This is a genomic window from Caulobacter sp. Root655 (assembly GCF_001427665.1).
In the GTDB taxonomy this organism is placed as follows: domain Bacteria; phylum Pseudomonadota; class Alphaproteobacteria; order Caulobacterales; family Caulobacteraceae; genus Caulobacter.
The window spans coordinates 171,995-184,955 of record NZ_LMHC01000002.1 but is presented as its reverse complement, the minus strand read 5'-3'; the positions used below and the strand labels follow the sequence as shown (position 1 = coordinate 184,955).

Here is a 12,961-nt window from a genome sequence, read left to right as displayed (position 1 = left end):
CCCCCTACTGCGTCGCCATAACCGGCTCGGTCGAATCGGCGAAGGCGGCGCAGCCGGTCAGGCCGCCATAGATCGCCGAAAGCTTGCGGAACACCGGGTCCCAGCCGTGCCTTTGCTCGGCTCGCAGGCGAGCGGCCAGGCCCAGGGTCGGCAGGTCGCGGGCGAACACCGACTCCACGGCCTCGGCGAAGGCCTGGGCCTCCGACGCCCTGGCCAGGGCCCCGACCGTCTCGTCCACCGACTCGGCCACGCCGCCGGCGTCGACTCCGATCACCGGCAGGCCGCAGGCCATGGCCTCCAGCACGATCAGGCCGAACGGCTCGTTGTCGTTGGCGTGGACGAAGGCGTCGCAGCTGGCCAGCACGGCGGCCAGGCTCTGCGGGTCGCGCTGATAGTCCATGCAGATCACCCGATCGCTGGACGGCGCCCCGGCCCCCGCGCCGACGAACAGCAGCACATAGGGATCGCCCAGGCGCTCGACCGCCTCGACCAACACGTCGAGCTTCTTCTCCCTGGCCGGACGGCCGGCGAACACCAGGATGCGGTGGCGGCTGGTCAGGCCCAGCTTGCGGCGCAGCGCCTCGCGGTCGCCGCGCCCTGGGTGGAAGATCTCGGTGTCGACGCCCAGCGGCAGGCCGATGGCGGTCTTGACCCCGGCGTCGATCAGCCGACCGGCGATGAACTGGCTGGGCGCCACGGCCTGGTCGAACTGGCTGTAGATCGCCGCCCAACGCTTCTGCACGGGCTTCTCGGCCCATTCGCCGATGTGCAGGGCCGCCAGGGCGCCGAGGTCGGTGTGGCAGAAACCGACGACCGGCACGCCCAGGGCGTCGCCGGCCTTCAGGGCGGCCAGGCCGGGGGTGTACGGGTCGCCGGCCTCGATGATGTCCGGCCGCTGACGAATCAACCGCTCCATCCAGGCGCCCTTGACCACCGGCCAGCGGTAGCCGTCGCCGAACGGCAGCGGCGCGGCATAGATCGAAACGCGACCGTGGCCGTCATGGGCGTCGCGCGGGCCGGGCACCACCAGGGTGTGGCGGACCTGCGGTCGATTCGCCGCGATCCAGGCGCGCTTGCAGTTCAGATAGCGCCGAACACCGCCGCTGCGGGGGGCGTAGAGCATGGTCGTATCGACCAGCCTGACCGGCTTTCCGCCTGGCCGGACAGCCTTGAACAGGGGTTGTTCAGCCTCGTTAAACGCCGAGAGCGGATCAAACCTCATATCCATCACGCCGGAACCTCGCTTGTCGCCCGCGACCGTCGGAACGGTCGCAAAGCCTTAAGGCACTCACCGGACAGAGGTTCCTCCGAAGCTGAACCGCTGTCCAGCGATCGCACCGCCCAAGATGACCAAGGTTCCCTGTGGCGCAAGGGATCAACTGTGATGCATGCCGGCGTTGACCACGGGCTGGGCCTCGCGATCCGCGCACAGCACCACCAGAAGATTGGCCACCATCGCCGCCTTGCGCTCCTCGTTCAGGGTCACCACGCCGCGATCACCCAGTTGCTGCAGCGCGTTCTCGACCATGCTGACGGCGCCGGCGACGATCGTGCGCCGCGCGGCCAGGACCGCCTCGGCCTGCTGTCGTCTGAGCATCGCGCCGGCGATCTCGGGGGCATAGGCCAGGTGCATCAGGTGGGCTTCATCGATACAGACGCCCGCCACGACCGTGCGCGCCTGCAGATCGGCCCGTAGCCGCTCGCCCACCACCTCGGCGTCGGCCCGCAGGGTCGGTTCGCCCTCCTCGGCGTGGTCGTAGGCGTAGTGGCGCGTTACCTCGCGCAAGGCGGTCTCGATCTGGATGTGAACGAAGGCGACATAGTCATCGACGTCGAACAGCGCCTGGGCGGAATCGCCGACCCTCCAGACGATGTTGGCGGCGATCTCGATGGGGTTTCCGCGCTTGTCGTTCACCTTCAGCATCTCGCTGGTGACATTGCGCACCCTCAGGCTGATCTTCCGGCGGCCATACCAGAACAGCACCCAGCGCAGACCCGTCGTCCGGTCGGTGCCGACATAGGAGCCGAACAGGGTGATGACCATGCCCTCGTTCGGTTGCAGCGAATAGAAGCCCGCGGTGGTCAAGACGATCAACAAGATCAGGGTCACGCCGATAGCGGCGCCCGACAGATCGATGTGGGTGAAGGCCCAGACCCCGCCGAGCACCATCAGCAGGACGGCCAGCAAGGGCAGGCCTCCCCCGAGGCCGGCATGAGGACGCTCGGTCGAACGGTTGATGTCCCGAACCTCGGACATGGTCTTCCTCCGGTGCGTCGGCGCTGGGACGTTATCACCCTGATCGCCACTAGCAACGACAACCCGTGACGGGTTAGGCAGGCGGCTCGACCCCATCGGGAGGCTCCATGGCGCGGTATCTCTTCACCACCTGGGAAGGCGGCGGCCATGTGCAGCCGATGCTGCTGGTCGCCCGCGACCTGGCGGCGCGCGGCCACGCGGTGCTGGTGCTGAGCGACCCTTGCAACGGGCCGGACGCCGAGGCGCTGGACGTGCCGTTCTGCGCCTGGACGACCGCGCCCTTCCAGACCGGCAAGACTCGCGACGACGACCGGCTGAAGGACCACGAGGCCGACAATCCGCTGGCGGTGATCCATCGCCTGCTGGACCGGGTGATGACCGGCCCCGCGCTCGCCTACGCCCAGGACACCCTCGCGGCGATCGATGCCTTCGCGCCCGACGTGGTCGTAACGCAGGAACTGTTGCTGGGTCCGATGATGGCGGCCGAAGCGCGCGGCCTGCCGCTGGCCCTGCTGGCCGCCAACGTCTGGTCGCTGCCGACCATGCCCGGCGCGCCGCCGTTCGGGGCCGGCATGCTCCCGGCGGCCAACGACGAGGAGCGGGCCATGCACACCATGGTCGGCCAGATGAGCCGCGGCTTCTTCCAGGCCGGCCTGCCCGACCTCAACGCCGCCCGCGCCGCGCTGGCCCTGCCGCCGCTGGACGACGTCTTCGCGCAGTTGGACATCGCCAGGGCGATCCTGCTGGCCACCAGCCAGGCCTTCGACTTCGCGCCCCATCCCCTGCCCGCGCCCTTCGCCCATGTCGGCCCCTATCTGGCCGACCCGGCGTGGGTCGAGGCCTTCGCGCCGCCGCCCGGCGACACGCCCCTGGTGGTGGTGTCATTCTCCAGTCTCTACCAGGCCCAGGAGCCGGCCCTGCGCGCCATCATCGCCGCCCTCGGCCAATTGCCGGTGCGTGGCGTGGTGACCACCGGACCGACCATCGACCCGGCCGAGTTCGAAGCGCCGCCCCACGTCGCCGTCGTCCGCAGCGCGCCGCATGGCGAGTTGCTGAAGGACGCCGCCCTGTTCATCACCCACGCGGGCCACGGCTCGACCCTGAGGCCGCTTCTGGCGGGCGTCCCCCTGCTCTGCCTGCCGATGGGGCGCGACCAGAACGACAACGCCGCCCGCGTCGCCCATCGCGGCGCCGGCCTGACCCTGCCCGCCGACGCCGGCTCCGGGGCGATCGCCGCCGCGGTGCGCCGCCTGCTGGACGAACCGGCCTTCAAGGCCGCCGCCGAAGACCTGGGCGCGGCGATCCGCGCGGACGAGGCGACGCGCGGCGCGGCCGTCGCGCTCGAAGCGCTGGCCGAACGGCCCTAGGTCCCGTCCAGGGTCTCGATGCGAATGTCGCGCCGGTCGTGCTTGGCCGCGAAGACCAGCAAGGCCTCGCCTTCCGCGCCCAGGGCCTCGGCGGCGGCCTTCGCGGGTTTGTCGAACAACTCCACACGCAGGACGGACTCCGCCTTGCCGTCCTCGATGCGCCAGCGGCCGGCCACGAAGCCGTCGATCAGCACCGCGGCGCGCAGGATGCCGTTTTCGGTGAACATCCAGCGCTTGTGTTCCGGCCGCATGATCCGGCCGCGGTCCTCATGGGCCAGCAGCATGTTGTCGAACTCGCCCAGCAGCCGGACGGGCGCGGCGACGTCGCCCGAGGGCCTGGACGCCTCGGGCAGGTCGAAAAGCTCCACGCCGCCCGTGTCGCGGAAGGTCAGCAACGTCGGGCGCAGTGCGTCGAACACCGGAGCCAGCCGGCTGAGCCCCAGCCAGGTCTGGGCGTCGGCCACGCTGGCCGGTCCGAACGCCGCCAGGTAGCGGCGCACCAGGTCGTCGAGCGTCAGGCCCTCGCCCTTGGGCGGCGCGAGCCGATCCGCCATCGCCGCCAGCATCGGCTGCCCGCCACGCGCCCACAGGCCGCGCGGCGGCAGTTGCAGCATCGGCAGCATGATGCGGGCCACCATGGCCAGCGCCTGAGGATCGCGCCCCGGCCATAGCGACGCCAGCTCCGCTCTCAACTCGGCCGTCGTGCGGGGCTGTTCGTGCAGCAGATCATAGGCGGCCTGGACGATCGCCTCGCGATCCAGGCCGGCCAGCGCCCGTCCGTGGACGCTACCCTCGGTCAGGAACCGGTCGAGCCCGCGCTGGATCAGCGGCCGGATCGCCGCGAAGTCGCGCGCGGCGGCGACATGCAGCGTGCCGCGCATCAACGTCCCACGCGCCAGGCTCAGGTCCTCGAGCCCGGCGGACAGGTCTTCGGGCTGGAAGGCCTTCAGCCGAGCCCACAATGCGAAATACGGCGCCTTGGGCGACTGGGCCTGCAGGGCGATCAGGCGATCGAGCGCTTGCGGCACGGACAGCTCGGCGCGCGCCAACAGATACTGCCGGTCCAGCAGCGCCCTGTTGAGCGCACGGCGGTCCAGAACCCGCGCCTCCGAAACCGCCCCCGCAACGCTCATGCGCTTCTCCGACACTCCAGCCCTGCCTAGCCTCCTGACGCCCTGCCGTCAGCAGCCGACGTCATGTCTCCCAGGGGCTCCGGGAACGTGACCCTGAAAAACACGGTTTCGCGCCCCTCGATCCCGAAGTCGTTGTCGTTGCACAACAGCAGGTCGCGGTCGGACAGCAGCGTGACGCCTTCGAGATCGGCATCGATCCGCGGCCAGTCGTCGGTCGACAGCACCAGGGTCTTGGTCAGCAAGCGCTCGGTGAGGGCGACGCGATAGAGCTTCGAGGTTCGCGAAATGCGCTCCAGGACCAGAAGCTGGTTGTCACCGATCGACACCGCTTCGGAAATCTTCAGGTCCTCGGGCCCGACCGGCCCAGCTTCCAGGTCGCGCCGAAAGCTCTCGGGCGGATCGAAGGGATAGAGGTGTTCGGCGATCGGCGCGCCGGTTTCGGCGTTGAGCGTCCACAGCCTGGCGTGGCCGACCGCGTCGGCGTCGCTCTCGTCCGCATCCTCATCCTGGGCCGCGAGCGGGCTTTGCAGGATCACGTGCAGCCTTCGCTCATCCGGCGACAGGGCCAGGGCCTCGAAGCCGCGGTTCAGCTGTCGCCGCGCGGCCTGGGCCGGCAAGACGCCGATCACCGCATAGGCCGCGCCGACCAGGGCGGTTTCCTGCCCGGCGGGGACCCAGCGCTCCAGCACCGCGCCGTCGGGTCCCACCTTGAGGATCGAAGGTCCGTATTCGTCGGCGACCCGAAAAGTCCCATCGGCCAGGGCCGCGACCGCTTCGGTGTCGGCGCCGGCCAGATGGTCGCCCAGAGCGGCGCCGGAGATGTCGAAGGTCGGCTCCATGGCCGCGTCGCCGCCGGGGATCGGCAGGCCGTTGAAGGTCGCACCAGTCGCGTCGCGCAGGGGCAGGATCTGAAGGCAGGTGACGACGTCGCCCTCGACCCGAAGCTGGGCCAGCATCGGCCCGATCCCCGGGCGCGGCATGATCTTGGCGCCGTCCAGGCCGCGCAGCGCGGCCAGGTGGGTCAGGCCGTGGTCATCGACCGCCGGACCGACCTTGATATTGGGCCCGCGATCGCCGATCGCCCATACGACGCCCGCCGGATCGCCAGCGCGCCGGGTCAGGCCCGAACCCAGGCCCAGGGTGATCCGCAATCGACCGTGCGGCGTCTCGACCTCGTCGAGGACGTGGTCGGTCCAGATCAGGCGCGTGACGGTGACGGCGTCGTGGGGAGTCGGCATGGCCGATCAGTGCGGGCCGCCGAGCCGGATGTCCACCGCGCCGGTCGGGGCGGACAGGTGTTCAACCGCGAATGGCCGACCTGTCGAGGGTCACCTGGGCGCGGACGCCGCGCAGGAACAGCTTGCTGCAATAGTCGAGCGCCGCTTGGAACGCGATGGCCTCTTCGCGGGCCATCGAAACCAGCTCTTCGCCGTAGCAGACCCGCCATCCGTCCCGGGTGGCCCTGATCTCGATGCTGGACATATCCTTCGCCCCTCACGGCTCTCGGCTTCTGGCCATTAACCTTGAGGACCTATGCCACGCGTTTCATTTTTCGATCAAGCATCGGCAAGATTTTGAGAGACCCATGGCAGCCGATATTCAAGAATAACCCCCTGATATTAACCTCATACGAGATTGTAAAACTTTGTAACCTCGATGGGAGCGCCAGAATAATTGCCGTAAGCCACTGAACGTTTTCCTGCGCATGGCGAAGGCAGGATCTGGCGGCGTGTTACGCGTGCGTGGGGGTATGAGTCGAATGATCGTTCGCAGGCCGGTCTATTTCGTGGGCAGCCTCTGCCTGATCATCCTCGCCGGATTCCTGGCGGGTCTGGCCTTTTTCCTGCTGCTGCCCAAGGGCGCGGCGGTCGCGGCCACCGGCCTGCTGATCCTCTCGGCCGCGGCCTTCGCCGGCGCCGTCCTCGGCCTGGCGCGGGCGCTCGGAGGATAGGCCTGACCCTGCGGTTGCCAGACTAAGGGCGGCTCAAAAGATGACGGCGAGATCAAGAACCCCGTTCCTGATAGTCACCGGCGGGATTGATTCTCGCCGTTCAACAAAGAAGCCCGGACCTGGCGGCGAGATGCGCTGCGCGCGGAATAGAAGCAGGAGTTCAGGCGCGCACCAGTCGGCAGCCTTTAGGGTCGTTTTGAACACCTGAAATGAGGTCCTCTTCCCGTCAGGATAGATCACGGCCCACACGCTCAAAAAATCGTCGCCGCCCGCTTCTGGGATAACGACGCGGAGTTGTACGGGCACCCTGTCGTGCACCACGACCTCACAAAGGTGCATCTCAGAGACAAGATGAAGGCACAGGAAGGCGGCAGCGTTGGCCCAGTCACCCTCCTCCCCGGCCAAGAGCAATCCCTCAGCCTTGAGGCTACGTTCAAAGGCGGTCGCGATCTTCGGCTGCTCAAGGGAGTAGCGGGCGTTGACGAAACCGGTGCCGCAACCGAGGACACGCATGTCGTCCGCTGTCGAGTTTGGGCCATACATAGGCCCATCCGGATGGGCGCCGTCGAGATTGCTCAGCGCCACCTTGAGCATTTCAAGCGCGGCCGGTCGGGCTACCCCTAGCTCCGCCTTCAGATTCTCAGCTGAAAGAGTTCGTAGGGTTGCGTACACCCAGCGCTCAAGAGATGGCAGATCGAGACGCGCGCCGTCCGGACGATCACCACGCGACCGATCGAGCCCGTCGGTCATCGCGTAGAAATCTCTCACCGCTTCAAACGTTGGACCTTTGTCCCGATCGGCAGAGTGGGCAAGAAAATTGGCTACCTCGAGAACAACATACTCCCCGCGCCCTACCTGTTCGCGCAACCACCTGCAGACTTCGACCACATCATGCTGCTCCCGTCTGCCTGCAAGCAAACGCCTCACGGCCATCCTGATCTTGGGAAGCTTCGACTGCTCCATATCGCCCGCCTCTCCAGCCACGTTGTAGAAGGGCTGCGCATTGCGGATTCGGGCAACTCAGAAAACGAAACAGCCCCCGGCGGCCGAAGCCAGGGGGCGCTGAAGGTTGACAGTGGAAGCTCTAGCCCCGCTGGTCTTTCACTGGCAGCCGGCCCGCTACCAAAATTTCCACCAAGGCTGGGCCGCCGGCCCCGCGCCGGCTCTTAAGGTGGTTTCTCGGGAGTGATCCCGGGAGCAGAAGAGCCCCGATCCTCGGAAATCCTTACGCCATATGGTGGGCGGTGAGGGGATCGAACCCCCGACCCTCTCGGTGTAAACGAGACGCTCTACCGCTGAGCTAACCGCCCTTTGGAACGCCGCGGTGGGAGACGCATCGTTCCGCATAGAAAAGGGCGGGCCGCCTCGCGGCGCCCCGCCCCCGAAACTTGGATACTGGACTAGCCGTTCAGGGTGGTCTTCAGACCTTCACCGACCTGGAACCGGGCCGTTTTCGAGGCCGGGCGGTTCACGGTTTCGCCGGTACGCGGGTTTCGCGCGGTGCCCGCGGCGCGCGCGACGGCCTTGAAGGTGCCGAAACCGACGAGACGCACATCCTCGCCCGACTTCAGCGAAGTGGTGACCGCGTCGATGAAAGCTTCGAGAGCGTCCTTAGCCTGGTTCTTGTTGATGCCCGCCTTTTCGGCGATCGCCGTGACGAGTTCGGCTTTTGTGGTCATGTTCTTCTCCCAGCATGAAAGCGGCGGCGCTGGCTACAGCTGACACCGCTTCGCTCCGGCAGGAGTATGCGGGCTTCGGACGGCCCGTCAAACGAAGGCGGCGCGGAAAATCTCCGCGCCGCCCAAGTTATCAACAATAAGTTACTATCAATGGGTCAGAACAGCGTCACTGTCGCTGTCATCAACCTTCGCAGTTGCAGCAATCGGCTCATCCTCTTCCCGCCATTCCACTGGCGTGAGCGGGCCGACAAGGGCGTGTTTCAGCACTTCGTCGACCGTCGAGACCGGGATGATCTCCAGGCCGTCCTTCACGCTCTGCGGCACGTCGACCAGATCCTTCTCGTTCTCCTGAGGGATCAGAACGGTCTTCACGCCGGAGCGCAGGGCGGCCAGCAGCTTCTCCTTGAGGCCGCCGATGGCCGTGACCCGGCCACGCAGGGTGATCTCGCCGGTCATGGCGATGTCCTTGCGGATCGGGATGCCGGTCAGCACCGAGACCATGGCCAGGCCCATGGCGACACCGGCCGACGGGCCGTCCTTGGGGGTCGCGCCGTCCGGCACATGGATGTGGACGTCGGTCTTCTCGAAGATCGGCGGCTTGATGCCGAAGTGCACGGCCCGCGAGCGGACGTAGGACTGGGCCGCCGAGATCGACTCCTTCATCACGTCCTTGAGGTTGCCGGTGACCGTCATGCGGCCCTTGCCCGGCATCTTCACGGCTTCGATGGTCAGGATCTCGCCACCAAACTCCGTCCAGGCCAGACCGGTGACGATGCCGACCTGGTCGACCTCGTCGGTCTCGCCGTAGCGGTACTTCTGCACGCCGGCGTACTTGGCCAGGCGTTCGTCGTCGATGGTGATCGAGACGACCTTCTCGCGCGCCAGGTCACGGACGGTCTTGCGCGCCAGGGCGCTCAGCTCCCGCTCCAGCGACCGCACGCCGGCTTCCCGGGTGTAGTAGCGGATCAGGTCGCGAATGGCCTTTTCCGGCACCACGAACTCGGTGGTCTTCAGCCCATGGTCCTTCATCAGCTTGGGCAGCACGTGACGCTTGGCGATCTCCAGCTTCTCATCCTCGGTGTAGCCGGGGATGCGGATGATCTCCATGCGGTCCAGCAGCGGCTGGGGCATGTTGAGGCTGTTGGCCGTGGTGACGAACATCACCTGGCTCAGGTCGTAGTCGACTTCCAGATAGTGGTCGCCGAAGGTCGAGTTCTGAGCCGGGTCCAGCACCTCGAGCAGGGCCGAGGACGGGTCGCCGCGATAGTCGCTGCCCATCTTGTCGATCTCGTCCAGCAGGACGAAGGCGTTGGTGGTCTTGGCCTTCTTCATCGTCTGGATGATCTTGCCGGGCATCGAGCCGATATAGGTGCGGCGGTGACCGCGGATCTCGGCCTCGTCGCGCACGCCGCCCAGCGAGATGCGGGCGAACTCGCGCCCGGTCGCCTTGGCCAGCGAACGGCCCAGCGAGGTCTTGCCGACGCCCGGAGGGCCGACAAGGCACAGGATCGGGCCCTTCAGCGAGTTGGTGCGGGCCTGGACGGCCAGGTACTCGAGGATGCGCTCCTTGACCTTCTCCAGGCCGTAGTGGTCCTCTTCGAGCACCGCCTCGGCCTCGATCAGGTCGATCTTCTTGGTCTTGGCCTTGCCCCACGGGATCGACAGCATCCAGTCCAGATAGTTCCGGACCACGGTGCTCTCGGCCGACATCGGGCTCATGTTGCGCAGCTTCTTCAGCTCGCCCTCGGCCTTGGTGCGGGCTTCCTTGGAAAGCTTGGTCTTCTTGATGCGCTTCTCGAGCTCGATCAGTTCGTCGCGCTGGTCGTCGGGGTCGCCCAGTTCGCGCTGGATCGCCTTCATCTGCTCGTTCAGGTAATATTCGCGCTGGGTCTTCTCCATCTGGCGCTTGACGCGCGAGCGGATCTTCTTCTCGACCTGCAGCACCGAGATCTCGCCCTCCATCAGGGCGAAGACCTTCTCCAGGCGCTTCACGACGTCGAAGATTTCCAGCAGGTGCTGCTTGTCGCCAATCTTCACCGACAGGTGGGCGGCGATGCTGTCGGCCAGCTTGCCCGGTTCCGCGATCTGCGGGATCGAGGCCAGGGCTTCCGGCGGCACCTTCTTGTTCAGCTTGACGTAGTTCTCGAACTGCTCGACCACGGCGCGCGACAGCGCCTCGGCCTCGGGGCCGACACCGTGATCTTCGTTCACCTCGCCGACCTGGGCCTCGTAATAGGCCTCCTGGTCGGTGAAGCGCGCGACGGCGGCGCGGCCCTTGCCCTCGACCAGCACCTTCACGGTGCCGTCGGGCAGTTTCAGCAGCTGCAGCACGGTGGCCAGCACGCCGACGTCATAGATGTCGCCCGGCGCCGGATCATCGTCGGCCGAGTTCTTCTGGGTGACGAGAAGGATCTCCTTGCCGCCGCGCATCACCTCTTCAAGGGCGCGCACCGACTTGTCACGCCCCACGAAGAGCGGGACGACCATGTGCGGGAACACAACGATATCCCGCAGGGGCAACACAGGAAGCGTACGAATCTCAGACATGATGCCTTTTACTCCTGGCCGTCGCGTTGATCTCGCGTTCAGCCACGCGGACCGCCGTCCCCCAGACGATGCGCCTGAGTCGTACGACCCGTCCGCCCGGGACTGAGCGGATGTTCGTTATTTATGTGGACCTTTTGCAACACGGTTCAAGCGCACTCGCCTCCTAGCGGCGACAAGTCGCGCACGAGCGGTGACGCTGGTGCGCACGTGCCCCGGCCAGGCTGAGCCATGCAATATTCTTGCGGGCGCCCCGGCGCGACGCGCGAGGGCTTGCCGGCGCGATCGCGAGGATCGCCGGTCTCGTCCGGCTCGCGGCGACGATCGGGCGCCCCGTGTGACGAAAAAGGCGCGCCCGGCCAGGCCGGACGCGCCAGATTTTCGAAGCCGAAGCCTGCCGAAGCTTAAGGGGGGATCAGGCCGAAGCCGCTCCGCCCTTCTTCTCGGCATAGATCAGCAGCGGTTGGGCCCGGCCTTCGACGACCTCGGCGTTGACCACCACTTCCTCGACGCCCTCATAGTTTGGCAGCTCGAACATGGTCTCCAGCAGGATGCCTTCCATGATCGAGCGCAGGCCGCGAGCGCCGGTCTTGCGCAGGATGGCCTTCTTGGCCACGCCGTGTAGCGCGTCCTCGGTGAAGGTCAGGCCGATGTTCTCCATCTCGAACAGGCGCTGGTACTGCTTGACGAAGGCGTTCTTCGGCTCGGTCAGGATCTTCACCAGGGCGGCCTCGTCGAGGTCTTCCAGGGTGGCGATTACCGGCAGACGGCCGATGAATTCCGGGATCAGGCCGAAGCGCTGCAGGTCGTCAGGCTCGACGCCGCGCAGGATCTCGCCCGTGCGACGCTCTTCCGGATCGGCCACCTTGGCGCCGAAGCCGATCGACTTGCCCTGGCCGCGCGCCGAGATGATGCGCTCCAGGCCCGCGAAGGCCCCGCCGCAGATGAACAGGATGTTGGTCGTATCGACCTGCAGGAACTCCTGCTGGGGATGCTTGCGTCCGCCCTGCGGCGGCACGGAGGCGACGGTGCCTTCCATGATCTTCAGCAGGGCCTGCTGCACGCCCTCGCCCGACACGTCGCGGGTGATCGACGGGTTGTCGGACTTGCGGCTGATCTTGTCGATTTCGTCGATGTAGACGATGCCGCGCTGCGCCCGTTCGACGTTGTAGTCGGCGGCCTGCAGCAGCTTGAGCACGATGTTCTCGACGTCTTCGCCCACATAACCGGCTTCGGTCAGGGTGGTGGCGTCGGCCATCGTGAACGGTACGTCGATGATTCGGGCCAGGGTCTGGGCCAGAAGCGTCTTGCCGGTGCCGGTCGGACCGACCAGCAGGATGTTGGATTTGGCCAGCTCGACGTCGTTGTTCTTCGACGCGTGGTTCAGGCGCTTGTAGTGATTGTGCACCGCGACCGCGAGCACCTTCTTGGCGTGATTTTGTCCAATCACGTAATCGTCCAGGACTTCGCAGATCTCGCGTGGCGTGGGCACGCCATCCTTGGACTTCACGAAGGCGATCTTGTGCTCTTCACGGATGATATCCATGCAGAGTTCGACGCATTCATCGCAGATGAACACCGTCGGGCCGGCGATGAGCTTACGCACCTCATGCTGGCTCTTTCCGCAGAAAGAACAGTAGAGGGTGCTCTTGGTGTCGCCGCTCGCGGCTTTCGTCATGGTCGCTTCTCACGCTAGGGCGGTCTGGGCCGAAGCCGAAACCACCGACTCCTTAGCGCCTATCCCGCCACCGAGGCAGCAGGATATCCGCTGGGAGTTGTCTAATCCTTGACATTCCCCGATCCGGACGCACGGCACAAGCCTTGGAGCCGTTTTACAGCCCCCAAGTTCGTGGATGGTGTGTGCGGTTTCATGGAATTCTTCCCTAAGATGGCGTTCCACGACGTCAACGCAAGCGGGGACCGGTTCGCTCCCCTTACGGATCGGCGAACGCCTGATGAAGAGTGCGTCGCGAATGGTGATGATCTTAGGCGGCGCTGGCGGAATCGTGGTGCAAGGCCGTCAGGTTTGC

At 66.5% G+C, this 12,961-nt stretch carries 11 protein-coding genes and 1 tRNA gene; 2 read left to right on the top strand and 10 right to left on the bottom strand.

From position 1 onward, the window contains the following. Window positions 1-4: 4 nt before the first annotated feature. Both ASD79_RS05500 and ASD79_RS05495 read right to left on the bottom strand, forming a co-directional pair. Window positions 5-1,222, bottom strand: a complete 1,218-nt coding sequence (locus ASD79_RS05500; RefSeq protein WP_056720104.1) for a glycosyltransferase family 1 protein — start codon at window positions 1,220-1,222, stop codon at window positions 5-7. A gap of 153 nt (window positions 1,223-1,375) precedes the next feature. Further along, window positions 1,376-2,257 carry an SPFH domain-containing protein gene (locus ASD79_RS05495; protein WP_056720032.1) on the bottom strand — a complete coding sequence of 294 codons (882 nt, stop codon included), beginning with the start codon at window positions 2,255-2,257 and terminating at the stop codon, window positions 1,376-1,378. 107 nt (window positions 2,258-2,364) lie between these two features. Between ASD79_RS05495 and ASD79_RS05490 the strand changes: the two genes are divergently transcribed. After that, window positions 2,365-3,624, top strand: a complete 1,260-nt coding sequence (locus ASD79_RS05490) for a glycosyltransferase (RefSeq protein WP_056720031.1) — start codon at window positions 2,365-2,367, stop codon at window positions 3,622-3,624. Here the strand turns inward: ASD79_RS05490 and ASD79_RS05485 are convergent. The 3 genes from ASD79_RS05485 to ASD79_RS05475 form a co-directional block, all read right to left on the bottom strand. Next, window positions 3,621-4,757: a winged helix DNA-binding domain-containing protein gene (locus ASD79_RS05485; protein WP_056720030.1), complete on the bottom strand. Its 1,137-nt coding sequence runs from the start codon at window positions 4,755-4,757 to the stop codon at window positions 3,621-3,623. The genes ASD79_RS05490 and ASD79_RS05485 overlap by 4 nt on opposite strands. A gap of 26 nt (window positions 4,758-4,783) precedes the next feature. Next, window positions 4,784-5,995 carry an esterase-like activity of phytase family protein gene (locus ASD79_RS05480; RefSeq protein WP_056720029.1) on the bottom strand — a complete coding sequence of 404 codons (1,212 nt, stop codon included), beginning with the start codon at window positions 5,993-5,995 and terminating at the stop codon, window positions 4,784-4,786. Window positions 5,996-6,056: 61 nt separating this feature from the next. Further along, entirely contained in the window at window positions 6,057-6,239 is a 183-nt protein-coding gene (locus ASD79_RS05475) for a hypothetical protein (protein WP_056720028.1), read from the bottom strand. Between the two features lie 277 nt (window positions 6,240-6,516). Here ASD79_RS05475 and ASD79_RS05470 point away from each other — a divergent pair, with 277 nt between their 5' ends. After that, window positions 6,517-6,708: a hypothetical protein gene (locus tag ASD79_RS05470; protein ID WP_056720027.1), complete on the top strand. Its 192-nt coding sequence runs from the start codon at window positions 6,517-6,519 to the stop codon at window positions 6,706-6,708. 33 nt (window positions 6,709-6,741) lie between these two features. On the opposite strand, the gene ASD79_RS05465 is transcribed toward ASD79_RS05470, so the two are convergent. The 5 genes from ASD79_RS05465 to clpX all read right to left on the bottom strand — a co-directional run bounded on the left by ASD79_RS05465 (window position 6,742) and on the right by clpX (window position 12,609). Then, on the bottom strand, window positions 6,742-7,671 hold the full coding sequence (locus tag ASD79_RS05465) for a hypothetical protein (RefSeq protein WP_056720026.1): 930 nt from the start codon (window positions 7,669-7,671) through the stop codon (window positions 6,742-6,744). Between the two features lie 272 nt (window positions 7,672-7,943). Beyond that, window positions 7,944-8,018: transfer RNA gene (locus ASD79_RS05460), tRNA-Val, on the bottom strand. 90 nt (window positions 8,019-8,108) lie between these two features. Then, window positions 8,109-8,387, bottom strand: coding sequence for an HU family DNA-binding protein (locus tag ASD79_RS05455; RefSeq protein ID WP_007676465.1), 279 nt, complete (start codon window positions 8,385-8,387; stop codon window positions 8,109-8,111). Between the two features lie 147 nt (window positions 8,388-8,534). After that, complete coding sequence (gene lon, locus ASD79_RS05450; protein WP_056720025.1) at window positions 8,535-10,934, bottom strand: endopeptidase La; 2,400 nt, start codon at window positions 10,932-10,934, stop codon at window positions 8,535-8,537. Window positions 10,935-11,346: 412 nt separating this feature from the next. After that, the gene (clpX, locus tag ASD79_RS05445) at window positions 11,347-12,609 is read right to left on the bottom strand and encodes an ATP-dependent protease ATP-binding subunit ClpX (protein WP_007676468.1); all 1,263 of its coding nucleotides are present in this window, start codon (window positions 12,607-12,609) and stop codon (window positions 11,347-11,349) included. Between the last annotated feature and the right edge of the window lie 352 nt (window positions 12,610-12,961).